General features: G+C 64.1%; 26 protein-coding genes. 8 read left to right on the top strand and 18 right to left on the bottom strand.

The window, feature by feature from the left end:
* Nucleotides 1-82: 82 nt before the first annotated feature.
* Entirely contained in the window at nt 83-976 is an 894-nt protein-coding gene (locus tag NKJ81_RS00250; protein ID WP_352469671.1) for a LysR family transcriptional regulator, read from the bottom strand.
* Between the two features lie 101 nt (nt 977-1,077).
* Here NKJ81_RS00250 and NKJ81_RS00255 point away from each other — a divergent pair, with 101 nt between their 5' ends.
* The 3 genes from NKJ81_RS00255 to NKJ81_RS00265 all read left to right on the top strand — a co-directional run bounded on the left by NKJ81_RS00255 (nt 1,078) and on the right by NKJ81_RS00265 (nt 2,803).
* Entirely contained in the window at nt 1,078-1,947 is an 870-nt protein-coding gene (locus NKJ81_RS00255; RefSeq protein ID WP_352469670.1) for an NmrA/HSCARG family protein, read from the top strand.
* 138 nt (nt 1,948-2,085) lie between these two features.
* Nucleotides 2,086-2,460: a glutathione S-transferase N-terminal domain-containing protein gene (locus NKJ81_RS00260; RefSeq protein ID WP_352539262.1), complete on the top strand. Its 375-nt coding sequence runs from the start codon at nt 2,086-2,088 to the stop codon at nt 2,458-2,460.
* 100 nt (nt 2,461-2,560) lie between these two features.
* Entirely contained in the window at nt 2,561-2,803 is a 243-nt protein-coding gene (locus NKJ81_RS00265) for a hypothetical protein (RefSeq protein ID WP_352539263.1), read from the top strand.
* A 150-nt stretch (nt 2,804-2,953) separates the two neighbouring features.
* On the opposite strand, the gene NKJ81_RS00270 is transcribed toward NKJ81_RS00265, so the two are convergent.
* The 3 genes from NKJ81_RS00270 to NKJ81_RS00280 are packed head-to-tail and all read right to left on the bottom strand — an operon-like array spanning nt 2,954 to nt 5,916.
* The gene (locus NKJ81_RS00270) at nt 2,954-3,727 is read right to left on the bottom strand and encodes an SDR family NAD(P)-dependent oxidoreductase (RefSeq protein ID WP_352539264.1); all 774 of its coding nucleotides are present in this window, start codon (nt 3,725-3,727) and stop codon (nt 2,954-2,956) included.
* The gene (locus tag NKJ81_RS00275; RefSeq protein ID WP_352539265.1) at nt 3,724-4,521 is read right to left on the bottom strand and encodes an SDR family oxidoreductase; all 798 of its coding nucleotides are present in this window, start codon (nt 4,519-4,521) and stop codon (nt 3,724-3,726) included. Before NKJ81_RS00275 ends, NKJ81_RS00270 begins: the two co-directional genes overlap by 4 nt.
* A gap of 3 nt (nt 4,522-4,524) precedes the next feature.
* On the bottom strand, nt 4,525-5,916 hold the full coding sequence (locus NKJ81_RS00280; RefSeq protein WP_352539266.1) for a transaminase: 1,392 nt from the start codon (nt 5,914-5,916) through the stop codon (nt 4,525-4,527).
* A gap of 156 nt (nt 5,917-6,072) precedes the next feature.
* On the opposite strand from NKJ81_RS00280, the gene NKJ81_RS00285 reads away from it, so the two are divergent.
* On the top strand, nt 6,073-6,819 hold the full coding sequence (locus NKJ81_RS00285) for an IclR family transcriptional regulator (protein WP_352539267.1): 747 nt from the start codon (nt 6,073-6,075) through the stop codon (nt 6,817-6,819).
* 293 nt (nt 6,820-7,112) lie between these two features.
* Here NKJ81_RS00285 and NKJ81_RS00290 read toward each other — a convergent pair whose 3' ends face one another.
* Complete coding sequence (locus NKJ81_RS00290; protein WP_352539268.1) at nt 7,113-8,030, bottom strand: LysR family transcriptional regulator; 918 nt, start codon at nt 8,028-8,030, stop codon at nt 7,113-7,115.
* Between the two features lie 501 nt (nt 8,031-8,531).
* Here NKJ81_RS00290 and NKJ81_RS00295 point away from each other — a divergent pair.
* Both NKJ81_RS00295 and NKJ81_RS00300 read left to right on the top strand, forming a co-directional pair.
* A complete protein-coding gene (locus NKJ81_RS00295; protein ID WP_352539269.1) occupies nt 8,532-9,431 on the top strand; it encodes an MBL fold metallo-hydrolase in 900 nt (299 codons plus the stop codon).
* A 455-nt stretch (nt 9,432-9,886) separates the two neighbouring features.
* Nucleotides 9,887-10,834, top strand: coding sequence for a helix-turn-helix domain-containing protein (locus tag NKJ81_RS00300; protein WP_352539270.1), 948 nt, complete (start codon nt 9,887-9,889; stop codon nt 10,832-10,834).
* A gap of 148 nt (nt 10,835-10,982) precedes the next feature.
* On the opposite strand, the gene NKJ81_RS00305 is transcribed toward NKJ81_RS00300, so the two are convergent.
* From NKJ81_RS00305 to NKJ81_RS00350, 10 genes are all read right to left on the bottom strand, one after another.
* Entirely contained in the window at nt 10,983-11,969 is a 987-nt protein-coding gene (locus NKJ81_RS00305) for a branched-chain amino acid ABC transporter permease (RefSeq protein WP_352469659.1), read from the bottom strand.
* A 5-nt stretch (nt 11,970-11,974) separates the two neighbouring features.
* A complete protein-coding gene (locus NKJ81_RS00310; RefSeq protein WP_352469658.1) occupies nt 11,975-12,871 on the bottom strand; it encodes a branched-chain amino acid ABC transporter permease in 897 nt (298 codons plus the stop codon).
* Nucleotides 12,868-13,596, bottom strand: coding sequence for an ABC transporter ATP-binding protein (locus NKJ81_RS00315; protein WP_502893727.1), 729 nt, complete (start codon nt 13,594-13,596; stop codon nt 12,868-12,870). Before NKJ81_RS00315 ends, NKJ81_RS00310 begins: the two co-directional genes overlap by 4 nt.
* Entirely contained in the window at nt 13,577-14,314 is a 738-nt protein-coding gene (locus tag NKJ81_RS00320; protein WP_352539271.1) for an ABC transporter ATP-binding protein, read from the bottom strand. Before NKJ81_RS00320 ends, NKJ81_RS00315 begins: the two co-directional genes overlap by 20 nt.
* Nucleotides 14,315-14,454: 140 nt before the next feature.
* Nucleotides 14,455-15,663: an amino acid ABC transporter substrate-binding protein gene (locus NKJ81_RS00325; RefSeq protein ID WP_352539272.1), complete on the bottom strand. Its 1,209-nt coding sequence runs from the start codon at nt 15,661-15,663 to the stop codon at nt 14,455-14,457.
* Between the two features lie 55 nt (nt 15,664-15,718).
* Nucleotides 15,719-16,108, bottom strand: coding sequence for a nuclear transport factor 2 family protein (locus tag NKJ81_RS00330; protein WP_352469655.1), 390 nt, complete (start codon nt 16,106-16,108; stop codon nt 15,719-15,721).
* A 17-nt stretch (nt 16,109-16,125) separates the two neighbouring features.
* Nucleotides 16,126-16,920: a MoaF C-terminal domain-containing protein gene (locus NKJ81_RS00335; protein ID WP_352539273.1), complete on the bottom strand. Its 795-nt coding sequence runs from the start codon at nt 16,918-16,920 to the stop codon at nt 16,126-16,128.
* Nucleotides 16,921-16,933: 13 nt separating this feature from the next.
* Nucleotides 16,934-17,722, bottom strand: coding sequence for an SDR family NAD(P)-dependent oxidoreductase (locus NKJ81_RS00340; protein ID WP_352469653.1), 789 nt, complete (start codon nt 17,720-17,722; stop codon nt 16,934-16,936).
* 175 nt (nt 17,723-17,897) lie between these two features.
* A complete protein-coding gene (locus NKJ81_RS00345) occupies nt 17,898-18,479 on the bottom strand; it encodes a YceI family protein (protein WP_352539477.1) in 582 nt (193 codons plus the stop codon).
* 41 nt (nt 18,480-18,520) lie between these two features.
* On the bottom strand, nt 18,521-19,312 hold the full coding sequence (locus NKJ81_RS00350; protein WP_352539274.1) for a hypothetical protein: 792 nt from the start codon (nt 19,310-19,312) through the stop codon (nt 18,521-18,523).
* Nucleotides 19,313-19,624: 312 nt separating this feature from the next.
* Between NKJ81_RS00350 and NKJ81_RS00355 the strand changes: the two genes are divergently transcribed.
* Nucleotides 19,625-21,127 carry an aldehyde dehydrogenase family protein gene (locus tag NKJ81_RS00355; protein ID WP_352539275.1) on the top strand — a complete coding sequence of 501 codons (1,503 nt, stop codon included), beginning with the start codon at nt 19,625-19,627 and terminating at the stop codon, nt 21,125-21,127.
* Nucleotides 21,128-21,131: 4 nt separating this feature from the next.
* Nucleotides 21,132-22,721, top strand: coding sequence for a GMC family oxidoreductase (locus NKJ81_RS00360; protein WP_352469649.1), 1,590 nt, complete (start codon nt 21,132-21,134; stop codon nt 22,719-22,721).
* Nucleotides 22,722-22,731: 10 nt separating this feature from the next.
* Here NKJ81_RS00360 and NKJ81_RS00365 read toward each other — a convergent pair whose 3' ends face one another.
* From NKJ81_RS00365 to NKJ81_RS00375, 3 genes are read right to left on the bottom strand one after another with little or no spacing between them, the layout of a single operon-like run.
* Nucleotides 22,732-24,222, bottom strand: a complete 1,491-nt coding sequence (locus tag NKJ81_RS00365) for an aldehyde dehydrogenase (protein ID WP_352539276.1) — start codon at nt 24,220-24,222, stop codon at nt 22,732-22,734.
* A complete protein-coding gene (locus NKJ81_RS00370) occupies nt 24,219-25,412 on the bottom strand; it encodes a cytochrome P450 (RefSeq protein ID WP_352539277.1) in 1,194 nt (397 codons plus the stop codon). Before NKJ81_RS00370 ends, NKJ81_RS00365 begins: the two co-directional genes overlap by 4 nt.
* Nucleotides 25,413-25,470: 58 nt before the next feature.
* Nucleotides 25,471-26,916: an APC family permease gene (locus tag NKJ81_RS00375; protein WP_352469646.1), complete on the bottom strand. Its 1,446-nt coding sequence runs from the start codon at nt 26,914-26,916 to the stop codon at nt 25,471-25,473.
* Nucleotides 26,917-26,957: the final 41 nt, after the last annotated feature.

Consider the following 26,957-nt stretch of genomic DNA (forward strand, 5'->3'; position numbering starts at 1 on the left):
CGGTCGTCGCTTGCGTTATTGGATCAAGCTGGCCCGCGACGTGGGTGATGGCGTTGGCCGACAGAAGGTAACCGTGGCGGCTTCAAATCCGAATGAACGCTGCCAATTCGTCGGGAGTTCCTTTTGGGAACGCTCCTCTCAGATGGTCGAGAAAGGCGGAAACGCGGGCATTCAACAGGCGCCGCGACGGGTAGAGCGTCCACAGTGCCGTATCGGGACCATCCACGTCCCCCCAATGCACCAACGTGCCGGCGGCCAGATCATGACTCACGAGCGATACCGGCAACCGTGCCGCACCCACGCCCATGACGACCGCATCGCGAACCATGATGATCGACGACAGGCTGAGCACCGGGGTGAACGCGATCGTCGTCGGCCCCGTGTCCGGTTTGATATTCCACAACGAGAGTCCTCTGTCCGAGCTCCGCACGACAGCGGGAGCGGCGTCTCCGTCTCGCGGTCTCGCCACTTGCGGGCTCGCCACGATCACAAGCCGATCACGCATGAAGACCCGTCCCACCAGGCTTTCATCGGAACGCGGATTGACGCGAATGGCCAGGTCATACCCTTCTTCGACCATGTCGACTGCACGGTCTTCGGTCGTGACTTCAAGGATAACGTCGGGATATTTGAGCGAGAAGCCTGCCGCCAGCTTACCCATCGCAAGTTGAGAGAAGAGCAACGGTGCACTGATCCGCAAATTTCCACGCGGTTCCCGGTCTCCCGACGCAATCGCTGCGGCCGTCTCCTCCACTTCCGTCAGCAAGCGACTGGTTCGCTCATGCAGGTCCTTTCCCTCCTGCGTGAGCTTCAGGGTACGCGCCCCGCGCTCGAACAAGCGTAGGCCCAAGCTATTCTCCAGTTCTGCGGCGCGCCGCGAGAGCGTCGCCTTGGGGCGCCCTGTGGCGCGCGCGGCTCGCCCGAATCCACCATGACGTGCAACCAGATTGAAGTCGGCTAGGGCGAGCAGGTCCATGTGTTCCACCAGTGAGACAGGGTGTCTACAAATGGCAGCTTCCGGTGCGTTTGTGGACTCTTAAATAGCGCTAACGATCTGATAAAAGCAGGAGTGACCACATGACTATCCTCGTCACCGGTGCAACCGGAACCGTCGGCCGCAATGTCGTCGATCAGCTCATCAAGCGCGGCGCTAATGTGCGCGCGCTCGTCCGCGATCCCTCGAAGGCCAATTTACCAGCCGCCGTTGCCCTCGCCGAAGGCGATCTGCTTGACGTCGATGCGCTGCGCACGGCCTTCTCGGGCGTGTCCACCCTGTTCTTGCTCAACGCCGTGGTGCCCGACGAGTTTACCCAGGCGCTGATCGCCCTCAATCTGGCCCATGAGGCCGGGATCAAGCGGATCGTCTATCTGTCCGTGCTTCACAGCGACATCTACGTGAACGTGCCGCATTTCGCCGGTAAGTTCAGTGTCGAACGCATGCTGGAGCAGCTGGGCTTCAACGCCACCATCCTGCGGCCTGCATACTTCATCAACAACGACTATTCGGTGAAGGACGTGGTGCTCGGTCACGGTGTCTATCCGATGCCGATCGGTGACAAAGGCATCGCGATGGTCGACGCGCGCGATCTCGGTGAGATCGCAGCCATCGAGCTGGTTCGCCGTGAGCAGGCAAGCGAGCCGCTTCCTCTCAAGCGGATCAATGTCGTTGGTCCCGACACGCTGACCGGTGCCGATGTCGCCGCCATCTGGTCGAATGTTCTTGGGCGGACGATCCACTATGGCGGCGACGATACCGCTGGGTTCGAGCAAAACCTCCGAAATTACGCACCGAGCTGGATGGCGCTCGACATGCGTCTCATGGCCGAGCGCTTCCTTGTGGTTGGCATGGTCCCTGAGGCAGGGGATGTTGATCGATTGACCGGCATGCTGGGTCGCCCGCTGCGCTCCTATCGCGACTTCGCAGCGGAAATCGCTGTTTTGGCTTGATCATTCCGCATGTCTGAATATCGGCCTGCCGGTGCGCTTGCAACGCCGGCGGCCGAACGGGGTCATGCGGCGGCATATTCGAGCGCGCATAGCCGCCCCACGGCCAACCCGCAGTGCATCCGGCAAAAGGCATTTGCCATGACCAATACCGTGTTCAAGCCCATCGTCTACCTGCTCCATGGCTGCCCGTTCTGCATGAAGGTTCGCGTGTGCCTGCTTGAGGCGAGACTGCTCGACCAGGTCGACATCCGGCTGGTCGAACAGGGCAGCAAAGAGAAGTGCCAGATCACAGAGAAGCTCGCCGCGCACCTGCCCAAGGTCGGCTTTCCAACTGTCGAGCTAACGCCGGGACAGTATATGACGGAATCCGACGAGATCATCGCCTGGTTTGCCAAGGGCGCCGCCATCGACATCGCGACGCTGCCGACCTTCCAGGATTATGTCGGCGGTATTTTCAAGGACCACATCAGCCTGTACCGCGAGAACATGCGGCTCAAGCAGCAGGCGGTCTGAGAGCCGGTTCGAAACTGGGTGTTTGACACCGGACCTTGATGGTGCAGTCTCTTCGCCAGTGGGAGAAGCGCTTTGGGTCGGGTTCACCACGGGAGCGTACTTGTTCACCTATGTGGGCGTCCGGAAGGCAGTCCGCGGCAATATTGTCGGATATGCTTTCTGTTCAGATGCCTCGATTACCGCGGAAGGCAAAGCGAAACGCGCGTTGTGCATGTATTCGCACGGCAATCCGCGCGACCATATCGACCATTCCTGCCATTGCCGCGCGTTCTGGGTGTTTATGAACGCGGGTGTAAGGCAAGTCCTGGCCTGTTCGACCGTTGGCGCCATCGTGGCTGCCTGAATTGCAGCCAAAAGCGCGGCGGGGCAAATCAACGCGGTCTTCCCTATCTGAATGTCGGTAGAGGCAGCAGCGTGAGACAAGTGGCGCCGCTTATCAGAGCGCCGGTATCCTGGCCATTCGCCTGTGACAACCCTCACTGGTCAGGTCGCATCACACTGCCCTGTTTTGCGTTGGTGCACGGCCGCCGCCGTCGGCGACGAGCACAGCACCGGTGACGAAGGAGGCGGCATCGGAAGCCAGGAACAGACAGCAGTTGGCGATCTCAGACGGTTCGGCGATACGCCTGAGCGCAATACGGCCGGTGAGCGCGGTGAACTCCTCGTCGGGCGTCGAGCCGTTGGCCGCTGCCGCCACTTCCATTTCGTAGACGCTCATCGGCGTGCGCACCCAGCCAGGCGCCAACGCGTTGGCGCGGATGCCGTCGGGGCCATGTGCAAAGGCGAGCGAGCGGGTGTAGGAGACGAGTGCTGCCTTGCTGGCCGAATAGGCGGCATTTTGGCCGCTGGCGTTGAAGGCGCCGACGGAGGCGATGTTGACGATCGCGCCGCCGCGCTTTTTCATGAGCGGCAGTGCGGCGCGGCAGACCATCATGGCGCCCGTCACATTGACCGCAAAGCTGCGCGCCCAGGTCTCATCGCTCAGGCTCTCCGGCTCGTCGAGGATCATCACTCCGGCGGCGTTTACGACGATATCAAGACACCCGCCGCAGGCGTCGATAGCACGTGCGACATCGTCTGCGCTGGTGATGTCGCCGAGCACGGCGGCACCGCCGCTCGCCTTGACGGCGCCGTCCAGTCCCTCACCGCCGAGGCCGAAGGCGATGACTTCGGCGCCGTGCCGGCCGAACAATTCGGCAGTGGCGCGGCCCATTCCGGTGGCAGCACCGGTGATCAGCGCCTTGCGGCCTTCGAGGCATCGGCTCATGTCAGCCCCCAATGGCGCTCGACGGCGAAGCCGGTTTCCGGCAGCGTTGAGCCGCCGTCGACGACGATCGTCTGGCCGGTAGTGTATTTGGCCTGCTCCGAGGCGAGGTAGAGCATGGCATAGGCAATGTCGTCCGCCTCGCCGAGATGGCCAACGGGGATGTGTTGGCCGAGGCGCCCGGCAACTTCCGGCGCGCTCATCGTGCCCCTGCCCGGCTTGGCTATGAAGCCCGGCTCGACACCGTTGACGGTAATGCCGTCGCGCGCGAATTCGAAGGCGGCACCCCGAATGAAGGCGTTGACGCCGGCCTTGGCGGCCGAGTAATGCGCGCCGCCGGCCATCGCCAAGCGCGCCGACACTGAAGAGGTGACAAGGATGCGGCCGAAGCCGTTCTTGCGCATCACCGGCACTGCTGCCTGCGCCAGCCAGAAGCAAGGCTTGAGGTTAAGCGCCAGCGCTTCATCGAGCTTGTCCTCGTCAAGATCCTCAATCGAGGCCCAGGGACAGCCGCCGGCATTGTGGACGACGATGTCGAGCCGGCTCGCCTGACGTACGATGTCGCCGACCAGTGCGTGCAGCCTGGCGCGGTCGAGCACAGCAAGCGGAACCGCACGCACATCAAGCTTGCGGGCGGACAATTCGGCGGCCAGCGCTTTTGCCATATCGAACGTTCGATTGGCGATGACGACACTAGCACCGGCCTCGGCGAAGCGGGTGACGATCGCAGCACCGATGCCGCGTCCGCCGCCGGTCACCAGCGCCACCTTGCCGCTGAGATCGAATGGTTTCGCCATCGCTCAGACGACTCCGGCGCCACGCACGAGATCAATGAAACGGGTGAAGACCTCGGCGTGGCGGTCGACATCGGCCTCGGTCGTCGCCGGACACATCAGGAACATGGTGTGGAAGGGCGTCACCAATATGCCCTCGTTCATGTAGAAGGCGTGCAGCAGCGTCTCGAGATCGCCGCGCCGGCCGGCGATGACGTCGGCGCCGTTCCGCGGCGGATCGGGCATGAACATGATCTCGGCGCGGGCGCCGATCTGCGTCACATGCCACGGCAACTTATTGGCGTTTATGATGCCACGTGCCATCTCCGCCAGCCGCGAGGCTCTGCCGATCATGATTTCGAAGTTGGCGGGCGTGAGCACCTCTTCCAGCACAGCGCGCATCGTGGCTACGGTGAGTGCGTTGCCGGCCAGCGTGCCGCCGATGCCGAGATGCGCCGACTGGCGCACGCGCGGATTGACCATCGGCACGATGGCCCACAACCGCTCGGCGATCGCCTGCGAGACGCCGAAGATGCCGGCCGGAATGCCGCCGGCGATGGCCTTCCCGGCGACCAGAATGTCCGGCTCCAGCCCATGCTCGGACGAATAACCGCCGGGTCCGCTGGAGATCGTATGCGTCTCGTCAATGATCAAGACCGTGCCGGTGCGGCGGGTGATCTCGCGCAGGGCGTCATGAAAGCCGTCGGCGACCGGGATCATGCCGAAATTGGTCATCAGCGGCTCGGTCAGCACGCAGGCGACGTCGCCAGCCGAGAGTGCCGTTCCGAGCGCAGCGACATCGTTGAACTCGACCACCCTCGATACGGCCGAATGGTCGACACCGTTGGGATGGATCATGTTGCGCAGGCCGACACGGCCGTCGCGGATCTCGACATGCGCTTCCTCGACGCTGCCGTGATAGCAGCCGGAAAAAACCAGCACCTTGTCGCGGCCGGTGATCATGCGGGCGATGCGGATGGCGCCGCGATTGGCGTCGGTGGCCGAGGTGGTCAGCGTCCAGTAGGGCAGTCCGAAGCGACGATGCAGCTCAGTGCCAACCCACAGGCTGTCCTCCGTGGGCAGCATCATCGTTGTGCCGTTCTGCAACTGGCGCAGTGCGGCGCAAGTCACCGCCTCCGGCGCGTGGCCGCACATGCCGCCAGTGTCGCCAAGGGCGAAGTCGACATAGTCGTGACCGTCGATGTCTCTTATATGGGCGCCGCTGGCCGACGCGGCATAAACCGGGAAGCCGCCGGCCCAGCGCCGCATCCAGTGCGAGGGTCCGCCATAGAGGAAACGCTGCTTGCCCTCTTCCCAGGCCGCCGCTGAGCGCGGATGCGTGTCACTGAAGCGCGCCTGCTCGCGGTCGAGCAGCTCACCAATGGTCGTTGAATGCGAATCGCTTCTGCTGGCAGCCATCACAGCGCTTAACTCTCCCTGCCGCGCGATTATTTTGGGGCGCGCGCGTTCCAATCTGGTTCACTATTTGAACCAGCATTTTGTATGTTATAGACTGCAAGGCGGGTCGGCTGCTGTCAAGTTAATTCACACGCGAAGTATCTCGGAGAATCGATAATGAGCACAGTCGGCAAGGCGGTTTCGCTGCTGGAGCTGTTCACGGTGGGTGAACCGGAGATCGGCCTCTCCGACCTCGCCCGCAAGGCCGGTCTCGACAAAGCCACCGCAAGGCGCCTGCTGCTAGCGCTTTCCAACCACCGGCTGATCGAGCAGGAGCCGAAGAGTCGCCGCTACCGGCTGGGCGCCGGCCTGTCGCGGCTGGCCCGCATTCGCGACGCACATTTCCCTTTCGTCCGCGTCGCGGCGCCTGTGGCGCGAGAGCTTTCGCTCGAAACCGGCGAGACCGTGCATCTGTCGGAATTCAGCGCCGGGGCGCTGCTGACCGTCCATGTTGAGCTTTCCACCAAGGCCAACCGCGTCAATGTCGATGTTGGCCAGGTGCTGCCGCTGCACGGCACAGCGTCCGGCGTCGCCTTCCTGGCCGCTTCAAGCCCGGATGTGGTCGGCGCCTATTTCAAAAAGCCGCTGCAGGTGTTCACCCGGCATACGGTGACGCGGCCGGACAAGGTTGTGGAGGCGATACGGCTTGCCGCCACGCGCGATTACTCTCGCAGCGCACAGGGCTATGAGGAAGGCGTGCACAGCATCGCCGCGGCGATCCTCGGCGCTGACGGCCAGCCGATCGGCACCTTGGCGGTGGCTTCGCCCGTCTCACGCGTCGACGACGCGACCGCAGCCACACAGGGCAGGGCAGCAATCAAGGCAGCACGGTTGATCACGGCGCGTCTCACCGGCGAACCTTAGCCTTGCATCTCCGCGACGGATGCATCGGGCATGCCCTTGCGCCATAATCTCGCAAAATCGGGCGGAACGAGCGGCTGCCCTCCGCCCGGATATCCGCAGAGCGAAGACGCTCGCGCAATGCCGCGAGCGGCTCATATAGCCGGCGGTCAGATTTCTGCTGCCCAAAGATCAGTTTCCGATCGGTTCGACCGGCTGGTCGGAACACGCTCAGGGCGTTGGACGGACTTTCTCGAAAGAGGAACTCGGGGCGACTTCGCTGTACACGGTGGCGAGACGACGCCCGCGAGCAGACATCAGCCGTTGCGGAAGAGGTTTCGAGGCCGCTGCCTGCCGTTCTGAGAAAGCATCTCGACGAACCGTGCAACCTTGGGCGGGCGGAACCGGCCGGCCGGATACACGGCATGGATGCCGCCGGTAGGCAGCGTCCAGGCAGGTAGAATCGGCACCAGCCGGCCAGCCGCCACATGATCGCCGACAAGAAAATCGGGAAGGATCGACATACCGGCGCCCGCTAGGGTTGCCTCCAGCACGGCCGGGGTGCTGTTGATCGTCATGCCGGGCTTCATGCGGACTGTCCGCAGTTCATGATCCCCCCGGGTAAACCGCCACACCAGCGGCTCCTTCAGCGCGACATTCGCGACAAAGGGGAGGCCGGACAGTTCCTCGGGCTCGCTCGGGGACAAGTCTCCGGCTATGTCGGGCGCGGCGACCAGAAATTGCCGGAATGAGCTGATCCGGCGCGCCTGCAGGCTGGAGTCGGTAAGCCAACCTACGCGAATCGAAAGGTCGACCTGGTTGGCGACCAGATCCATCCTGGCGTCCGAGAGGATGAGATCGACCCGGCATGCCGGATAGATTCGACAGAACTCGGCTGCCAGTGGCGCGACGGTGATCGCGCCGTAATCGTTGGACGCGGTGATCCGCAGTACGCCCAACGGCTGAGCATTGGTCTGGGCAAGTTCGGCGAAGGCCTCTTCTGCCTCGCTCAGGATCATCACGCATCGCGCGTGAAGCTGCCGGCCTGCCTCGGTCGGCTCGACCCTGCGCGTCGTGCGCAGCAGCAGGCTTGTCTTCAATTCCGCTTCAAGCCGCGCAACCTGTTGGCTGACGACTGTCTTGTTGACGCCTAGCCGATCGGCCGCGCGAGTGAACGAGCCCATGTCCACCACGGCCGCGAAGTACGCCAGTCTGTTGAGGTTGATCGCTTCCATGCTCGCCTGCTCCGATTGTGCGCTTATACCTCACATTGAATCCAATTCATCGATATTTATCGTCCAATCGAAACGGTCCATCCTTCTGTGCGTCGGGCAACCGGGTCCGCGCAGGAGGAAAAGCAGAGTGACGATCGAGGCTTTTCCCGCAATGGGCCACGTCTACGAGGCTCGCTTCGGCGACCTCGCCTTCCATCTGCAGTTCGATGCCGAGGCACCTTCATGCGCTTGCCTCCGGAGGCGGCCAAGTTCGCCAAGGCGGAGGCCGTCCGCGACCGGGCGCTGGAAGTTCGGCCAGGGGTGTTCATGGTCTGGACCGAGGTTGCCGGGACGACCGTGGGTCCATGTCGGGGACTGCGAGAACGGTATCGTCCACACCACGATCACTCGGCCCTATCTGAGCTTCCTGAATTTATCCGGCGGCTGGACCCGGCCGACTCGATCTCAATATCGCGCGCACCCCGATTTCTTCAGCGCCATCCAATCCGAGAGGACACCCACATGCTTACGAGGAGACAAGTCATGAAAACCACATTTGCCATCAGCGCCGCTGCCGTCTTCGCCCCTGCCGATATCGGCCGTGCGGCTGGAACCGGACTTGCCTGGAAGCATTTCCCGGCCGGCCCAAACGGTTTTTTCCGCGCCCCCGTCCTGCTTTCCGGCGCCACCGAGGCGCTGCTGATCGACGGCGGCTTCACCTATCCGGACGGCCGCGCGCTGGCCGAAGAGATCAAGGCCAGCGGCAAGAAACTGACCACGATCTATGTCAGCCAGTCGGACCCGGACTACTATTTCGGCCTGAAGCCGGTGCGTGAGGCATTCCCCGAGGCCAAGGTCGTCGCCGCCTCGGACACGGTTGCCGCGATCAAGGCGTCGGTCAAGAAGAAGCTCGATGTATGGGGACCCCAACTGAAGGAGAACGGTCCGCAGACGCTGGCCGACATCGTCCTGCCCGATGCGTTTGACGGTCCGTCACTGACTGTGGATGGTGAGACGGTGGAGTTCGTCGCCGCCGAGGGCCTCGCTAATCGCCGCTATCTCTGGGCGCCCTCGCTGAACGCGGTGTTTGGCGGCGTCCTGGTCTTCGCCGGCGTTCATGTTTGGACCGCCGACACCCCGACCAGGGAATCACGCGCGGTCTGGATTGCCAATCTCGACAAGATCGCAGCGCGCAAACCGACCGTCGTCGTGCCGGGGCACATGACGCCTGAGTCGCCGGTCGACATCTCCGCTGTCGAATACACCAAGACCTATCTTCTGGCCTTCGAGCAGGAACTCGCCAAGGCCGCGGACGCCGCGGCGCTGAAGAGCGCGATGGAGGCCCGCTTCCCAGGCCTCGGCATGGGCGTCGCCCTCGACATCGGCTCGAAGGTCGCGAAGGGCGAGATGAAGTGGGGCTGAGATGAGCGCCAATTCGATCTGATCCGGAGGACCTATGAAGGGTCCTCCGAGGAGAACGGCGGCGATCTGCTGGCCGTGCTCGCGCGTCCGAAGTCGAATAGACCGAGGCGGAACGCCTTCCCTGTGCCGGCATGGACGCCCTGATGAATGTGTCTTCCAGTGCTTGGCCACCGAGCGGACCGGCTATCGCGCCGACGTGCACGGCTATCTCGCCGACGGCGACCGGGTACCGGCCTTTGAAACGGCTCGACCGCAAGATCGGGCCTTTCCGCACGGCAGCGGCATGGGGCCCTTCAGTAACGCGGACACCAGGATGCCGGCCGACTTCGTCCGGCGCGGCGTGAAGCACCTCCGCCGTTGCGGCAAAGATGCTTATCATGTTAAGGATGACGTGGCGCTGCCGCTGCGTCACAATCCCGCGACAAGACGGGAACAACGAGAATGTGGAGGAGACTATGATCGCCCACCACGTGAGCGTCGCCGACGGCGAGGCTTTCCTATCTGCGTCGCGGATGCTGTTCGGCCCGATCACCCAGCGTTTCTCACGCGGCGAGGCGCCGTCGCTGCCGAAGCTCGTTTCCGTGCATCTCGGCTCCTGCCGGCTTTCCGAGATCAAGGCCAAGTCGCATCTGGTCGTCAGCGACCGTACCTTCTGGCGCAGCTTCGATCCCGACGCGATCAAGATCCTGATGCAGCTCAGCGGTCACAGCCGCTTCGAGCAGCAGGAGGTCGCGGTCGATCTCGGCCCACGCGCTGCGATCATCTATGATCCAATGCGCAGCTATTCGCTGCAAAACCTGTCGGATGTTGACCAGCTCATCCTGCAGGTGCCGCGCTCGACCTTCGGCGACGGGACGCTGGCGCGGCTCTCGGCGCCGGTGCCGTTGCCCGGCAACGACGACAGCCTCACCCATATCGTTTCCGGTCTGATGCAGATGGCGATCGGCACCGCTCACAAGCTCGACGAGGCCGGCTGCCGCCGTGTCGGAGAAAGCTTGATACAACTCGTCAACGGACTGATCCAGGCAAAGCCGACGGCGCCGGACTTCCGCCGCTCGCCGCTGGAAGCGCTGCGCGAACGCATCGTCGCCTATATCGACGCCAACCTGGCGCGCTCAAACCTGTCGGCCGAGGACATAGCCCGCCACATGGGCTGCTCCCGCCGCTATCTGCACCGCGCCTTCGAAGGCGAAGGCACCACACTGGAGCGGTTCGTGTGGGATAGGCGGCTGGAGCGCAGCAAGCAGGAGCTGCTGTCGCCCGCCCGCGCCTCAGCCTCCATCTCGGAAATCGCGTTTGCCTGCGGGTTCAATTCGAGCGCACATTTTTCGCGGGCGTTCAGAAGCAAGTATGACGTGGCGCCGAGAGATTTGCGGGAGCGAGTGCGTATGGTGGTGCATTAGGAAGGTGCTGTTAGCCGTACCTTTATCGGATACAGCAAATTGTTTTGCGCCCGTATGAGGCACATTGTATCCTCACCTTCCATAATTTTTCGAGGGCTCTCACTCCCGACTTGCAGCGCTGACGCTTCAACAGGGCTGTACCCAGACCTCAAGCCGTCCGCGCCCTGCCCGCAAAACTCCGCATCAGCCCCTTCGGCAAGAACAGCATCGCCAAGATGATGGTCAGCCCCGAAATCACCGGGTGGTAATCCGGCACCACGATGCGCGCCAGGTCGAACACCGCGTACATGACGAAGGCGCCGAGGATCGGGCCGAGCAGGGTGCCGGTGCCGCCGACCACCGTCATCATCAGCGGCAAAAGCATCCAGTCGAGGTCGAAGACGGAGTCCGGGCCGACATGGAAGATGTAGTAGGTATAGAGGCTGCCGGCGACGCCGGCGATGAAGGCGCTGCCAGCAAAGGCGGCGACCTTGACCCTCAGCGTATCGATGCCGTTGGCCGAAGCCGCCATCTCGTCGTCGCGCACGGCGATCAGCGCCAGGCCGTAGCGCGAGCGCATCAGCAAGCGGATGGCAAGCGCCGTGCCCACCATCAGGCCGAGCCCGACCAGATAGTGCGGCAAGAGCGTATCGAAGGTGCCGGCGGGCGCCACGACGCCGAAGGCGCCGCCGGTGAAATCACCGCCATTGATGAACATCACCTTGATGATCTCGCCGAAGCCGAGCGTGCCGAGCGCGAAATAGTCGCCGCGCAGCTTTGACAGCAGCGGCAGGCCGATGATGATGGCGGCGACGGCCGCGACCAGCCCGCCCAGCATCATCGTCACCGGGTCGAAATAGTAGATCCGCGGATAGGCGTCATAGAACGTGCCCCAGAGATAATTGCCGCTCCACAGAATGGCGGTGGTGTAGGCGCCGAGCCCGAAGAAGGCATGGTTGCCGAGGCTGATCTGGCCGCCGAAGCCGGCAACGAGGTTCCAGCCTTGCGCCATAGTGGCGTAGATGAAAACGAAGAACAGGAACGAGAAGGCGTAAGAATCGATCGCGCCGGGCAGGAGCGGCACCAGCGCGAGGGCAGCGACCACGGCAATTGCGATCCCAATCCAGAATTGTTCCGGCAAGGCTTTCATCATCATGACGCTCAAGCCTTCTTGTAGGGCCGGCTGAACAGGCCTTCCGGCTTGAACATCAGCACCGCCAGGAACACGCCGTAGGCGATGGCGTTGGTCCAGCCGCCCGAGATGAAATACTGCACATAGGCTTCGATCAGGCCGAGGATGATGCCGCCGGCAAGTGCGCCCGCGACATTGCCGATCCCGCCCAGCGCCAGCGCCACCAGCGCCTTGAGGCTGAAGATGAAGCCGGCGAACGGGTTGAACGGGAAAGTCGTCGCCACCGCGACGCCGGCCGCTCCGGCGAGTCCGATGCCGATCGCGAAGGCGACGGCGTTGACGCGGTGCGGGCTGATGCCCATCAGCGTCGCCGCCTCCATGTCCTCGGAGGCCGCGCGCACCGCCTTACCAACCAATGTCTTGCGCAGGAATAGCACCACCAAGCCGGTACCGGCGAGCGCAATCACGAAGCCCATCGAGCGGGTGAAGGAGGTGCGCACGCCCAAAATCTCGATGCCGCTCGCCGTGTAGGAGGTGACGATGGCCGCGGTGTTGCCGCCCCAGATAACCGTCATCAGGTTCTGGATCAGGAACATCAGACCGACCGCGATCAAGAGTGAGATGTTGCGGTCCTCCGCTGCCGCCGCGCGGCGAAACAGGCCTTGGTAGACCAGCCAGCCGACGACGAGCCCGACGGGCACGACGATCAGCAGCGACGCGAAAGGGTCGATGCCGACGCCGTAGAACAGCGCCCGTACGAAATAGGCGGACAGGATGATCATCGCGCCCTGCGCCAGAAAGATCAGCCGCATGGTGCCGAAGATGAGGCTGAGGCCCACCGCCGCAACGCCGTACATGGCGCCGCCCAGCGCGCCGTTGAGCGACAGCTGCAGCAGGATTTCGGGAGGCGGAATGTTCTGCATCATTGCACCTCCAAGACGCCCATATAGGCCTTCTGGATTTCGGGATCGGCGATGAGCTCGGCACCAGTGCCTTGCATGGCAAGCTCGCCGGTTTTCAGCACGAAGGCATAGTCGGCGACCTTCAGTGCCTGATGGATGTTCTGCTCGACCAGGAGGATGGTGACGCCCTGCTTGTGCAAGGTCTCGATCAGCGCGAACATCTGCTGCACCACGATCGGGCTGAGCCCCAGCGACGGCTCATCGAGGATGAGCAGCGACGGGTCCGACATGGTGGCGCGCGCGATCGCCAGCATCTGCTGCTCGCCGCCGGAGAGCGAACCGGCCTTCTGCCCTGCCCGCTCCTTTAGCCGCGGAAACAGCGTGTAGGCTTTCTCCAGCGACTGCTTGAAGCGCTTCCGCACCTTGGGTTGGAAGGCGCCGAGCTCGAGGTTTTCCAGCACGGTCATCTGCCGGAACAGGCCGCGCCCTTCCGGTACATGCGCGATGCCCATCGCCGCGATCTCCTCCGGCGCCTTGCCGGCCAGCGGCGCGCCGGAGAGGAAGATCTCGCCGCGCTTCGGCTTCAGCAGACCGGAGATGGTCTTCAGCAGCGTCGTCTTGCCCGCGCCGTTGGCGCCGACAATGGCGACGATGCTGCCGGCGTCGACGTGGATCGACACGCCCCACAGCGCTCCGACGTCGCCATAGGCGACTTCCAGATTGGTGACGTCAAGCAGCCGGTTCGCCAAGATAGGCCTCTATCACTTTGCGGTTGGCGACGATCTCGCGCGGCGTGCCGTCGGCGATCTTCTCGCCATGGTCCAGCACGATCACCCGGCTGCATACCTTCATGATGGCATCGACCTTGTGCTCTACCCACAGGATCGAGACCCCCTTGTCTGTGCGCACGCGGCGGATGACATCGACCGTGCGCTGGATCTCGGTCGGGTTCAGCCCCGCCATCGGTTCGTCCAGCAACAGCAGCCCCGGGCTGGAGGCAACGGCTCGCGCGATCTCCAGCAGCCGCCGGTCGGACAACGTCATATGCGCGGTGCGGACATCGCGCTTGGCGGTCAACCCGACCAGTTCAAGTGCCTCCTCGGCGGCTGCCGTCGCATGCTTGACGCGGCCGCCCGAGCCATAGACGGCACCTACCATGATGTTCTCGAAGGCCGTCATGGTCAGGAACGTGCGCACCAGCTGGAAGGTGCGGGCAATGCCGAGCCGGCAGATGCGATGCGGGGCCGTGCCGGTGATGTCCTCGCCACGGAAGCGGATACGGCCCTGGGTTGGGGTGAAGAGCGCGGTAATTACGTTGAACAGTGTCGACTTGCCGGCGCCGTTGGGACCGATCAGCCCGATCAGCTCATTGGCTCCGACGGCGATGTCGATGTTGTTGAGCACGACAAGCCCGCCGAACCGCTTCTGGATCGCCTCGAGGCGAAGCAAGGTTTCGTCAGGCTGCATCGTGTGTTTCCGTTTCTCGAGGGGAAGCTATCCGCGCAATCTATCGAGGTCAGCGCCGCCCTCATCGCCCTGCCGGCCTTCTCCCCGAGTAGGACGGGGAGAAGGGCAGGCGGCAACGTCGGAGCCCGTGCCCTCGCCGCTCAGCGCTTGTCCCAGGCCGGCGCCGGCTTGTAGGTCCAGTTGCCATTCGGGAAGATCAGCTGGTGCTTGCCTTGCCACCATTGCGTGGCAACGCTGGGGATCAGCGCAAAGCCGGTCTGGTCGAATTTGAGATCGCCGACGACGGTGTCCTTGAATTCCTGGTTGAAGACCGCGTCATGCAGCGCGGCGGCATCGGTGGTTCCCGCCTTTTCGATCGCCTGCGCCAGCACCTGCGCATTAGCGTAGAAGGCGCCGACTGTGACGGAGTCCTTCTTGAATTCGGCCTCGTAGCGATCGCCGAGTTCCTTGGCGCCGCGATAGGGATAGCTCGACGACCAGAAACCGTCGGTCATGATGTAGTCCGAATCCGCTCCGAGCGCTTCGTGGAACTCGCCCGTCCAGGTGCCCTTCCAGCCATGCAGATAAGGCACGGAGAAGCCGAGCTCCTTCATCTGGCGCAGCAGCGTCACCGTGTCGGCCGGCGAGCCGAACACCAGCATGGCGTCGACATTGGCGGCCTTGAGCTTGGTGATCAGCGCCGAATAGTCGGTGGCCCCGATCGCCCAGGGATCGTCGACCGCGAAAGTGTAGCCATATTTCTTGGCCGCCGCCTCGAAGGCGCCGCCAAAGCCCTTGCCGTCGGGCGAATCCTCGGTGACAAGTGCCGGGTTCTTCGGCTTCTCATTGGCCGGCAGCTTGTTCCAGATCTCGAATGGCACCTCGGCGCCCGGCCCCGGGTGGAAGAAGAAGAGGGCCGAGTATTTGAGCTTCAACGGCTGCCACTCGAACGGGAACGCCGTCGTGATCATGTAGAACTTCTTGTATTTCTCGGCGACGATGGCACCGGCGATGTTCATCGGCCCGGAATGGGTCGATAGCAGCGCGTCGACCTTCTGCACCTTGATGAGGTTTTCCAGCGCCGAGGCGACCTTGCCTTCCGAGCTTTCGTCGTCGGCGACGACGAGGCGCACCGGCAGCTTCTTGCCGGCCGACTTGAGCATGATGCCGCCGGCCTTGTTGATGTCGGCCACCGCTTGCTCATAGGCCCATTTCTGCTCCTTGCCGTCGCCGGCCAGCGGCCCGGTCAAGGAGATCGGAGCGCCGATGACGATCTCGTCGCCGGCGGCATTCGCGACCCCTGTGCCGCCGGCCGCAAGTGCGGTCGACAGCACCAGGCCCGCCAGCATTGCCTTCAGATTGTTTCCCATTGCATCCTCCCAGGTTGTTTCATCGGCCGGACGCATCGGCGCCCGCCCGCATGCCTCAGACCGTCGCTGCCGCGACCAGCCTGGTATCGGTGAACTGCTCGAAACTCACGGCTTTACCGTCGTCCATCTCCCAGACATGGACGACGCGCGCCGACATTTGCTTGCCGGTCTTCCTGTAGGTGCCCGAATAGGTGCCGATGCCGACGATGGTGGCGCCGCCGTCGACCAGTCTTTCGAGCTTCAGCGTGTAGCCGTCCCACTCCTCGCCGATGCGCTTGAAGACCCCCGCTATGATGGCGTCGGGGCCGACATAGGTGCCGGCATAGGGGAAGCCCGCCATTTCGGTCCAGGCGGTGCGGCTGGTGATTGGCGCCATCATCGCAGATAGGTCCTTGGCATCGGAACCGGCGTAATGGGCCTTGATCGCTTCGTAGTTCTTGTTCATCGCGTTCTCCCGCGCGGTCAGACCGGCGCCTTGCCTTCGTCGTAGACGGTTCTGGATTTCTTCTCGATGTGAGCGCCGGCCGGCTTGTTCTCGACCTTGCCCAGGCTGGTCACGCCGAGGAATTTCCCGGTCGAGCGCATGACGTCCCAATTGTAGAAGAACAGCGAGGCGACCGGGATGATGAACTCGCGGAAGCCGAACACATATTGGTTGTCGGCAAACTTCCAGGTGGTCGCCAGGTCGACGTCGCCATGGCCACGCTGGATGCCGACGAGGTTCTGCCAGGCATAGCGCTCGGAGCTCAGATAAATGTGCTCGTAGACGTGGTTGGGGCTGTATGTGTAGTGCGCGGTGAGCCCGATCAGGTCCCGGGTCGGCGCCGGTTTGATGCCGGTCGGCGCCACGCTGAGGTCGCCGAGCACGCCGGCCGACCAGGTCTGCGCGACGCGCGGCTCGCCGGGCGCTTCGCCTGCTTCACGCACCCGTTCGCGCACCGACAGCACGCGGCGCGTGCTGGTGTTGACGATGTAGGCCTCATCCTCGGTCGGCCGGCCGGCGAAAGTCATGTTGATGAAGAACACGTTGGCGGCGACTTCGAGCGCCTCGTACCAGTCCGCGCCGGCCTCGCTGCCCTCGCTCCACGCCACCGTGTCGGGCGACGTGAAGGCAAGGTCGATTGTGCGCCCCGTGTCGAGCGTGATCTTGAAGGTCTGGCCGCGCAACGCTGATGTCGTCGCCAGCCGGTTGGTGGCGATGCCGGCGGCGAAATCGTCGAAATGCTTCCAGTCCGCCGGCCTGTTCTGGTCGTTCATCGCACTCTCCCAATCAATCGACAAAAGCTAATGTCGGCAGGTCGACGACGGTGGCGCCGCCATCGACGGTCAGGATCGAACCGTTCATCATGGCCGCCTCGCTCGAAGCGACGAAGCAGACGACGTTGGAAACCTCTTCCGGTGTCGCCGGCCGGCCGAGCGGGACGTCCCTGGTCACCAGCCGGTAGGCATCGTCGATCGAGCCAAGTCCGTGCTTCTCGACGATCACCGCCATCTGTTCGTCGGCCATGTCGGTCGAGACCCAACCCGGGCAGATGATGTTGGTGCGCACGCCCTTGCGGCCATAGTCGCGCGCCAGCGATTTGCCGAAGCCGATGCAGGCATGCTTCATGGTGACGTAGCCGGCGGCGTCCGGGCCGGCAAACAGGCCGGCGATCGAGGCAACGACGACGATGTTGCCCTTCCGCGCGATCAGGTCCGGCAGGCATTCGCGGGCGCAGACGAAAGCGGTGTCAAGATTGGTGCGCGTCGCCAGGCTCCAGGTTTCGTCGCTCATCGAAATCGTCGGGCCGACACCATGGCCGCCGGCATTGGCGACGAGGATGTCGACCGGTCCGATTTTTTCATGCACTTCGGCAAGCGCCGCACGCACCGCCTTCGGATCGGCGGCATCGCCCTGCACCACCAGACCGCCAATATCCTTGGTCACAGCTTCCAGCGGCTCGCGCCGCCGGCCCATCAGGACCACCTTGGCGCCGTCGGCCGCCATGCGCCTGGCCACCGCCGCGCCGATCCCGGTGCCGCCGCCGGTAATGAAAGCCGTCTTTCCCGAAAATCGCATTGTTCCATCCCGATTGGTAAGCGCGCCGGCTATGTGCCGATCTTCACTGGGAATAATGCGGCACCGGCCAATCTGCGTCTTGTCCGAGCGAGAACTTTGTTTTGACTGAGTGCGCACTTTGCGCCCTGTCCGATGAAGTGCCGCGCGACCTTGCGCGCGGCACTCGCTCGCCGGATTACTTTTTCACCGCTTCCAAATCCATGACGATGTCGACATCCGGTCCAAGGCCGAAGCCGGCCGCGGCCTTGGCCATCGGGAAGTCGGCCGTACTGACCTTGCCTGTGGCGCTGAACGCCGCCTTGGTCAGCGTCGCATCCCACGGCGCCGGCGCCTCGTTGATCAGCGTCACGTCGAGGGTGATCTCTTTGGACACACCGCTGATGGTGAGATTGCCGGTGACCTTGCCGGTCTTGTCGCTGACCTTCTCTACCTTGGTGCTTTCGAAGGAGATCGCCGGGAATTCGGCGGCGTTGAAGAAGTCGGGGCCTTTCAAATCGCTGTCGCGCTGGTCATAGGCGGTGTGCACCGAGCCGACATCGATCTCGGCCTTGACGCTGCTTTTCGATGGATCGGCCTTGTCCATCACGATGGCGCCCTTTACCGCATCGAACTGGCCATGCGCGATGCCGTAGATGCCGTGCTTTATGGTGAAGGTGATCCAGGCGTGCTGGCCGTCGATCTCGTAAGTGTCGGCATGTGCTGCCGATGCGAATGCGCACACCGAGGCAAAGGCTAACGCGGCCGTCAGTTTTCTCATCGTCACGTAACTCTCCCCATTGTTGGTTGTCGTTCCTTGGCTCAGGAAAAGCCGAGGGCGGCTCCATGCGGCGCCCATAGGATCGCCGTCAGGATGGCCAATATCGCCGGTGTGGCGATCAGCAGACCGGCAATCGGCGGCCGCAACGGCCGGACGCCGGGAACAAGGCCCCGCAGCGGACCGGGCATCAGCATGGCCACGATCAGCGGCAAGGATGAAAGCACCAGCGCGACCGGATTAGCCTTCGGCGCCAGCAGCGCGACCTGGATCTGCACGGTGGCTGCGGCGTAGATAAGCAGCAGTTCAGTGCCCTTGCTCCAGGCAACGGCGGAGCCTCCGCGCAGCACTGTGATGTACTGGACAAGACACCAGCCGCCGGCGAGCGCGGCAAGCGATCCCAGCAATTGCCCGGTGACGATCGAGGCGCCAAGCACCGAGATGATGGCGCCGGCCAGGCAAAAAGCGAGCATCGCCGCCGGCACCAGGAACGGCGCTTCGGCGGACGACGATGGCGAGGACCGCGCCGACAGCAGCATCGCGGCGCCGACGATCGCCAACAGGCCGGCGATGAGGGCGGCGACCATCTGCAGGTCGAGTGAACCGCCGGCCAGGCGGCGCCAGCCAAGCCACAGCAAGGCTACCGCAAGCGCGGCGGCGACAAGCTTGCCCGCAACGGCAGCGCTCAACAGGCGTTCGGGCAACAGGCCCACGACGATGCCGCCAGAGGCGAGATAGATCAGCTTCTGGCTGGCGGCGACCGGCGGCACCACAGGCGGCCCGAGCGTGTCCCAATAGAAGAACAAAATCAAAGCGGCCCACAGCAGAGAAAGCACTGATCCCGGCAGTGCGAACCCTTGCCAACAGCGCCATCACCGTGCCGAGCGCGAGTGGCAGCGCAGCAGTGGTGACCATCGGATTGCCCAGCAACGCACTCAATCGTCGACACCTCTTTGACAACCGGGAAGCCTGCGCAAAACACGCTGCTCGATGCGACTTTGATCTAGGCCAGTCGACTGCGGGGCGTCTTGTCCAAGCGGGAACTTTGTTTTGACTGAGCGTGCACTGGCACCATCAGCCGCTTGAAGCCAGCCGACACGCTCCATAACCCTGATGCAACGTGTTCACCAGCAATCGAGGAGGATGGCGTGAACGAGAGAACCGTGCCGCCGATCAGCACTGCTGCCGCCGCTTTCCTGGCGCGTCCGCACCGGCCCTTGATCAATGGACGCTTTGTTGACGGCTTGGCGGGAAATGGCCTCGCTGTCGATGATTCCGCCTCCGGCGAGATCGTCGCGCATGTGCCCGAGAGCGGTCCCGAACTGGTCGACCAGGCGGTGCGTGCTGCGCGTGCAGCCCTTGAAGGCCCGTGGGCCTCAATGCGGCCGGTCGACCGCCAGAACCTGATGCTGAAGCTCGCCGACGCCATCGAGGCCGATGCCGATCTCTTGGCCGAGATCGAAAGCATCGAGAACGGCAAGTCGCTAGGTGTCGCCCGCATGCTTAGCGCCGGCGGCAGCGTCGACTGGCTGCGCTATTATGCCGGGTGGGCGACCAAGATCGAGGGCTCGACCTTCCAGGTGTCCATTCCGGTGCCGCCTGGCGCCAGGCATCAAGCGATGACCATAATGGAACCGGTCGGCGTCGTCGGCGCCATCGTGCCGTGGAATTTCCCGTTGCTGATCGGCATGTGGAAGATCGCGCCGGCGCTCGCCTGCGGCTGCACCGTGGTGTTGAAGCCGCCGCAGGAGACGCCGCTCGGCCTGCTCAGGCTCGCAGAACTGATCAAGGCGTCAGGCTTCCCGCCCGGCGTCATCAACATCGTGACCGGCAGCGGCAGCGTCACCGGCGAGGCGCTGATCCGTCATCCCGGCATCGACAAATTGACCTTCACCGGTTCGACGGAAGTGGGAAAACGCGTCGGCCACGCGGCCGTCGACCATGTCGCCCGCTTCACGCTGGAGCTCGGGTCGAAATCGCCGATGATCCTGCTTGCCGACATGGAAGAGGGCATTGAGCCCCTGGTCGCCGGGCTCGGCATGTTTTTCAACCAGGGCCAGGTCTGCACCTCGGCCTCGCGGCTGCTGATCGAAAAGTCTATCTATGACCGCACGCTGGCGCGGCTGGCCGAGATCGCCGATGGCATGACACTGGGCGCCGGCCGCGATGCCGAAGCCCAGATCAACCCACTGGTCTCGGCCAAGCATCGAAGGAGCGTCGAGGGCTTTGTCGAGCGCAGCCTGGCGGCCGGCGGCGAACGCGTCAGCGGCGCGCGGTCGGTACCGGCCAGGGGCCATTATGTCGCGCCGACCATCCTGCACAATATCAGGCCCGACATGGAGATCGCGCGTGAGGAGGTGTTCGGTCCGGTGGTAGCGGCGATGCCGGTCGCCGATCTCGACGAGGCGATCCATATCGCCAACGACACGCGCTATGGCCTGTCGGCCTCGATCTGGACCCGCGACATGGGCAAGGCGATGACCGCCGTCCACGGCCTCAAGGCCGGCACGGTGTGGGTCAATTCGCATAACACGCTGGACCCTGCGGCACCCTTCGGCGGCTTCAAGCAGTCCGGCATCGGCCGCGAACACGGCCGCGCGGCGATCGACGGCTATCTCGAGACCAAGACCGTCATCATGCGCTACGCCTGACGCCATGAACGCTGCGTACGACTACATCATCGCCGGCGCCGGCTCGGCCGGCTGCACGCTGGCCAACCGCTTGGTCAATACCGGCCAGCGCGTGTTGATCGTCGAAGCCGGGCCGGCCGACAATTCGCGCTTCATCGACATGCCCGCCACCTTCGCCAAGGTGATCGGCACGGCGCGCAGCTGGATCTACGAATCCGATCCCGAACCCAGCGTCGGCGGCCGCCGGCTACCGGTGCCGCAGGGCCGCACGCTGGGCGGCGGGTCGTCGATCAATGCCATGCTCTATGTCAGGGGCCAGCCGCAGGACTATGATGACTGGCGCGACCTTGGCTGTCCCGGCTGGGGCTGGGACGAGGTGCTGCCGGTGTTCAGGCGGCTGGAGCGCAACGAGCGGCTGGCCGGCGATCGCCACGGCACCACCGGACCGCTGCCCGTCTCCGATCCCCGCCATCGCCATCCGCTGTCTCTGGCCTATGTCAGGGCCGCGCAACAGGCCGGCTATCCCTTCAATGACGACTTCAACGGGGACAGGCAGGAAGGCGTCGGCTTTTACCAGACGACGACCGCGAATGGCGAAAGACAATCGGCGGCAAAGGTGTTCCTGAAGCCGTTGGCAGGCAATGCCAACCTCACCGTCGTCACCGATGCGCTTGTCACCGGCGTGACATTGGAAAACGGTGCGGCAAGCGGCCTCGCCTACACCACATCGGACGGACAGACCCATACAGCGACGGCGGAAGCCGAAGTGATCCTCACATCAGGCGCGCTGGCGACGCCGAAGCTGATGATGCTGTCGGGACTGGGGCCAGCCGAACATCTGACCGCGCTGGGCATTCCCGTCATCCGCGACATGCCCGCGGTCGGCCGCGACCTGCAGGATCACGTCGCGGCTCCCGTCTATGCGCTGACGCGCCAGCCGATCTCGCTGCTTGGTGAGGACCGTGGCCTGCGGGCGCTGCGCCACGGCCTGCAGTACCTCATGTTCCGCACCGGCCTGCTCACCTCGAATGTGGTCGAGAGCGGCGGCTTCTTCGACGCCGATGGCGATGGCCGTCCCGATATCCAGTTCCACGTCCTGCCGGTGATGATCGAGAGCGCCGAACACGGCTCGATCGAGCGGCACGGCATGGAGATCAATCCTTGTGTGCTCAGGCCGAAGTCGCGCGGCACGGTCAGGCTGCGCTCGCGCGATGCTGCCGATCCGATCCGCTTCACCACCGGCTTCCTGTCCGATCCGGACGATCTCGCCTTGCTGCTGGCCGGCATGAAGATCGCCCGCACCATCCTGCGCCAGCCGGCGCTGCAGGCCATGGTGGCGGAGGAGCTTTCGCCGGGCGCGGCCGCGGATCTTCCTGACCAGGCGATCGTCGGCCACATCCTCGAACACGCCAAGACGGTCTACCACCCATCGGGAACCTGCCGGATGGGCAATGACGACAGTGCCGTGGTCGATCCGCGGTTGCGCGTCCGCGGCGTGCCGCGCCTGCGGATCTGCGATGCCTCGGTCATGCCCAGGCTCATCAGTGGCAACACCAACGCGCCGGTGATCATGATCGCCGACCGCTGTGCCGATTTCATCCTCGGCAGCGCTTAGCGAGAAACGGTCAGCCGAGAGAAATCCAGGCCGTTTTGAGATCGGTGTATTTGTCCAGCGCATGCATCGACTTGTCGCGACCGAAGCCGGACTGCTTGACGCCGCCGAGCGGCACGGTGATGTCGGCGCCGCCATAGGTGTTGACGTGGACGACGCCGGCATTGATGTTGCGCACCATACGATGCGCCGTGGAGAGGTTGGCGGTCCACACCGCCGAGGCAAGGCCATAGACCGTCGAATTGGCAAGCCGCACCGCCTCTTCCTCGGTCTCGAAGCGCATCACGCCGAGCACCGGCCCAAACACCTCCTCGCGGGCGAGTTGCATCTCTTGCGTCACGTTCTCGAAGATCGTCGGCGCCATGTAGCTGCCGCCGGTTTCGGCCAGGATCCGTCCGCCGCCGGTGACCAGACGGGCGCCTTCAGCTGTCGCCCGTTCGACGAAGCCGAGATTCTTGTCCAGCTGCTCGGCGCTTGATACCGCACCGACGTCGCTCGTCAGATTGAGCGGATCGCCGACCTTCAGCCGCGTGGTCGCTGCGAGGAGCTCGTCCATGAAGCGGTCGTAGACCGACGCCTGGACGAGCAGGCGCGAGCCGGCAACGCAGACCTGGCCGGAATTGCGAAAAATGCCGTTGGCCGAGACGATTGCGGCCTGTTTCAGGTCCGGGGCGTCGGCAAAGACGATGTTGGGCGACTTGCCGCCGAGTTCGAGGAAGACGCGCTTCAGATTGGAACGCGCCGCATACTCAAGCAGATGCCGGCCGACCGGCCCCGAGCCGGTGAAGGCTATGGCGTCGACATCCATGTGCAGGCCGAGCGCCTCGCCGGCAACCGCGCCACGGCCGGTAACGACGTTAAACACACCGGCGGGAAGCCCGGCTTCGGCAGCGAGCTCAGCCAGCCGCAGAAGCGTCAGCGAAGCGACCTCGGGCGGCTTGACGACGATGGAATTGCCGGCAGCCAGCGCCGGCGCGATCTTCCAGGCGCCGATCATCAATGGGAAATTCCAGGGTACGATGACGCCGACAACGCCGAGCGGCTCCTTGTGGATCAGCCCGAGCACATTCTCGGCCGTCGGCGCGATCTCGCCATAGACCTTGTCGATAGCCTCCGCGTAGTAGCGGATGGTGCCCGCGGCCGATAACGGCTCGGCCTTGTAGGCCATGCCGATCTCGGTGCCGTTGTCGCGGACGCCAAGCACCGCCAGTTCATCGACATGCTTTTCGACCAGCTCGGCTAACTTCGTCAGAATCTTCTTGCGGAAGGCGGGGGCGGCGCGCGACCACGAGCCCTTCTCAAACGCCTTGCGCGCCGACGCCACGGCGCGATCGACATCGACGGCGTTGCCGTCGGCGATGCTGGCGAACGGGCGGCCATCGATCGGCGAGATCACGGGCAGCGTGGCGCCACTTGCACCTGCGGTCTGCGCACCATCGATGAAGAGGTTTCGCACGCCGACCTCGGCCTTGCGCAGCATATCGATGGTGTTCTGGTTGATCATTGGGTACCGGCTCCGAAGGCGACATGCAGGGTGGTTGGCGCGCGAAATTCCCAGCCCCGGAACACCGGTTCCTTGCCTGGCACCAGCCGCAGATCCGGAAACCGTTCCAGCAGAAGCCTTACCGCGAGGCACATCTGCTCGCGCGCAAAAAACCGACCCGAACAGAAGTGATGGCCAAAGCCGAAGGCAGCGTGGTTGCCTTCATCACGAAGGATGTCGAAACGGTCGGGATCGGAGAACCGGATTTCGTCGCGGCTGGCCGAGGAGACGAGCGCGGCGACTGGCGCGCCCGCCGGGATCGTCACGCCGCCGAGCTCGACCGCGCGCGTCGTCTGGCGCGTCTGCGTGCCGATCGGCGCGACCCATCGCAGACCCTCGTCGACCGCCTTCGGCACCAAGGTTTCCAGATCGTCCAGCACCTGCCGCATCTGCTCGGGATGCGAAAGCAGGCCGGCAAGTATGGAGCCGGCGCCATGGCCGGGCTCCTGCATGCCACCGAGCAGGATGACCTTGATGCTCGGCATCACGAAGTCGATGGCGCGGGTCGCACCCTGCGGCATGCCGTCATGCAGTATGTGCGACAGGGCGGAGTCGTCAGGCGCGTGGACAAGCCTCTCCAGCGTCGGCAGGATGGCGGCGCCAACCTCGGCGCTGATCGCATCGGCGATTTCCTGGCGCTTCGGATCGTTCTCGAAATTGATGGCGCCCTGGGCAAGGCCATAGAACCAGCGCCGCAAGGTCGGCATGTCGATGTCGGCCAGCCCGAGCGAGCGCGCCAGGCTGAGCGTCGACACCGGCTCGAAATACTCGGCCATCAGTTCCGCCGCACCCTGCTCGGCGATCCGGTCGAGATAGGGTCCGGCGATCGAGCGCACGAGATCCCCGGCATAGGAAGCGACGGTGCGCGGCCGGTATTTCGGGTCGACGCCCTGGCGCAGATCCTTGTGGACGTCTCCGTCGGTGGTCAGGATGGTCGGCTTGCCGAAGGAGCGTTCGACCGGGGATGTCCCGACAACCGCGGAGAAGATGTCGGGCGACTTCGCGACCGTTTCGACATCCTTCCAGCGGATGACGAACCAGAGGTTGACCGCCGGCACGAAAGCGACCGGCGCGTTGCGCCTCAGTTCAGCATAGATCGGATACGGATCGGCTTCCAGCGCCTCAACGGTGATGCTCTCGGCAAAGCTCAACGCCGCTACTCCCCTAGGGTGAAGAAGGGGGCGGCGTCATGCGCCGCCCCTCTTGATCTCAGTCCTTCAAAGGCTGTCCAAGCTCGGCGAAGGCCACCGGATCCCGGCTCTTCAACGCGCTCGCCAGCACAAGGCCAACCACGGCCGCGATCAGCACCAGCGCCGGCAGGAACACGCCGAGGAACCCGCCAGCACCGGACAGGCCGCCGAAATTGATGACGATCAGGTAGATGATGATGACGAAGGCGATGAAGGTCAGCCCCGGCAGGATTGTGGTCTTCACCGCGTTCTCCTGACTGGACGGGTTGGCACGGAAGAACATCACGACGGCGAGCGAGGCCACCGCCATCATCACGATGACGCCGAGAGTGGCAACGTTGGTCAGCCACGAAAACAGCGCCAGCACCGGGTCAAGGCCAAGCACGGCGAAGAGCCCGACGACGACAGCGGCAAGCACGCTCTGGATGACCGAGGCGACATGCGGGCTCTGGTGCGTCGAATGGGTCACGCCGATGGTCCGCGGCAGGAGCTTCTCGCGGCCGGAAACATAGATGTAGCGGGCGACCGCATTGTGGAACGCCAGTACGCCGGCAAACAGGCTCGACACGAACAGGATGCTCATGGCGTGCGAGAGCATCGTTCCGGCGTAGCGGTCGGACAGGCCGAACAGGAACGTGGTCGGATCCTGAAGCCCCTGCAGCGCCGGCAGCAGCTTGTCAACGCCGGCACCGACCGCCATCAGCCATGCGGTGACCATGTAGAAGACGCCGATCAGGATGACGGAGAAATATGTCGCCCGCGGAATGGTGACCTTGGGGTCGCGCGCCTCCTCGGCATAGATCGTCGTTGCCTCGAAGCCGATGAACGCGGCAAAGCAGAACAGGATGGCGATCGCCGGCGCGCCGCTGGTGATCTGGCTCCAACTGAACGGCGCCGCTGACAGTCCACTATCGCCTCCGGTCTTGACGATCGCCATGTCGAGGATCAGCACCACGACGTATTCGGCAAGCACCAGAACGGTCAGGATCTTGGCCGACAGGTCGACCTGCCTGTAGCCGAGCACGGCGACGATGGCGATGGCGACGAAACTCCACGCCCACCAGGGCAAGTTGATGCCCCAGCCGGCGAACAGCCCGGCGGTCGCGGCACCGAGAAGGCCCATGACGCCGATCTGCATGGCATTGTAGGACAGGATTGCGATCAGCGCCGTGGCGCCGCCGGCGAGACCGCCGAGCCCGCGCGCCGCATACGCATAGAAGGCGCCTGCATTGCCGACATGGCGCGACATGGCGACATAGCCGACCGCGAACAACAGCAGCAGCAGCGTCACGATCAGATAGGTGCCGGCAAAGCCCGCGCCATTGCCCATCAGCATGCCGAGCGGCGTGCCGCCAGCCACAGCCGTCAGAGGCGCCGCTGCCGAGATCACCATGAAGGTGATGGCGCCAACGCCAAGGCTGTTCTTCCTCAGCCGGTTCGCTTCGCCGGCTTCAATTGTCGTCATCTTTCCCTCCAATTCCGCGCTGCGGAAGCCAAGTGTCCCTG

Origin of the sequence: Mesorhizobium sp. M0018, assembly GCF_040323955.1 — a bacterium.
Lineage (GTDB): Bacteria > Pseudomonadota > Alphaproteobacteria > Rhizobiales > Rhizobiaceae > Mesorhizobium.

Excerpts from the sequence above, each read along its gene's own strand:
- NKJ81_RS00250 (WP_352469671.1), bottom strand. The coding sequence starts at position 976 with ATGGACCTGCTCGCCCTAGCCGACTTCAATCTGGTTGCACGTCATGGT.
- NKJ81_RS00255 (WP_352469670.1), top strand. The coding sequence starts at position 1,078 with ATGACTATCCTCGTCACCGGTGCAACCGGAACCGTCGGCCGCAATGTC.
- NKJ81_RS00260 (WP_352539262.1), top strand. The coding sequence starts at position 2,086 with ATGACCAATACCGTGTTCAAGCCCATCGTCTACCTGCTCCATGGCTGC.
- NKJ81_RS00270 (WP_352539264.1), bottom strand. The coding sequence starts at position 3,727 with ATGAGCCGATGCCTCGAAGGCCGCAAGGCGCTGATCACCGGTGCTGCC.
- NKJ81_RS00275 (WP_352539265.1), bottom strand. The coding sequence starts at position 4,521 with ATGGCGAAACCATTCGATCTCAGCGGCAAGGTGGCGCTGGTGACCGGC.
- NKJ81_RS00280 (WP_352539266.1), bottom strand. The coding sequence starts at position 5,916 with ATGGCTGCCAGCAGAAGCGATTCGCATTCAACGACCATTGGTGAGCTG.
- NKJ81_RS00285 (WP_352539267.1), top strand. The coding sequence starts at position 6,073 with ATGAGCACAGTCGGCAAGGCGGTTTCGCTGCTGGAGCTGTTCACGGTG.
- NKJ81_RS00290 (WP_352539268.1), bottom strand. The coding sequence starts at position 8,030 with ATGGAAGCGATCAACCTCAACAGACTGGCGTACTTCGCGGCCGTGGTG.
- NKJ81_RS00295 (WP_352539269.1), top strand. The coding sequence starts at position 8,532 with ATGCTTACGAGGAGACAAGTCATGAAAACCACATTTGCCATCAGCGCC.
- NKJ81_RS00300 (WP_352539270.1), top strand. The coding sequence starts at position 9,887 with ATGATCGCCCACCACGTGAGCGTCGCCGACGGCGAGGCTTTCCTATCT.
- NKJ81_RS00305 (WP_352469659.1), bottom strand. The coding sequence starts at position 11,969 with ATGATGATGAAAGCCTTGCCGGAACAATTCTGGATTGGGATCGCAATT.
- NKJ81_RS00310 (WP_352469658.1), bottom strand. The coding sequence starts at position 12,871 with ATGATGCAGAACATTCCGCCTCCCGAAATCCTGCTGCAGCTGTCGCTC.
- NKJ81_RS00320 (WP_352539271.1), bottom strand. The coding sequence starts at position 14,314 with ATGCAGCCTGACGAAACCTTGCTTCGCCTCGAGGCGATCCAGAAGCGG.
- NKJ81_RS00325 (WP_352539272.1), bottom strand. The coding sequence starts at position 15,663 with ATGGGAAACAATCTGAAGGCAATGCTGGCGGGCCTGGTGCTGTCGACC.
- NKJ81_RS00330 (WP_352469655.1), bottom strand. The coding sequence starts at position 16,108 with ATGAACAAGAACTACGAAGCGATCAAGGCCCATTACGCCGGTTCCGAT.
- NKJ81_RS00335 (WP_352539273.1), bottom strand. The coding sequence starts at position 16,920 with ATGAACGACCAGAACAGGCCGGCGGACTGGAAGCATTTCGACGATTTC.
- NKJ81_RS00340 (WP_352469653.1), bottom strand. The coding sequence starts at position 17,722 with ATGCGATTTTCGGGAAAGACGGCTTTCATTACCGGCGGCGGCACCGGG.
- NKJ81_RS00345 (WP_352539477.1), bottom strand. The coding sequence starts at position 18,479 with ATGAGAAAACTGACGGCCGCGTTAGCCTTTGCCTCGGTGTGCGCATTC.
- NKJ81_RS00360 (WP_352469649.1), top strand. The coding sequence starts at position 21,132 with ATGAACGCTGCGTACGACTACATCATCGCCGGCGCCGGCTCGGCCGGC.
- NKJ81_RS00365 (WP_352539276.1), bottom strand. The coding sequence starts at position 24,222 with ATGATCAACCAGAACACCATCGATATGCTGCGCAAGGCCGAGGTCGGC.
- NKJ81_RS00375 (WP_352469646.1), bottom strand. The coding sequence starts at position 26,916 with ATGACGACAATTGAAGCCGGCGAAGCGAACCGGCTGAGGAAGAACAGC.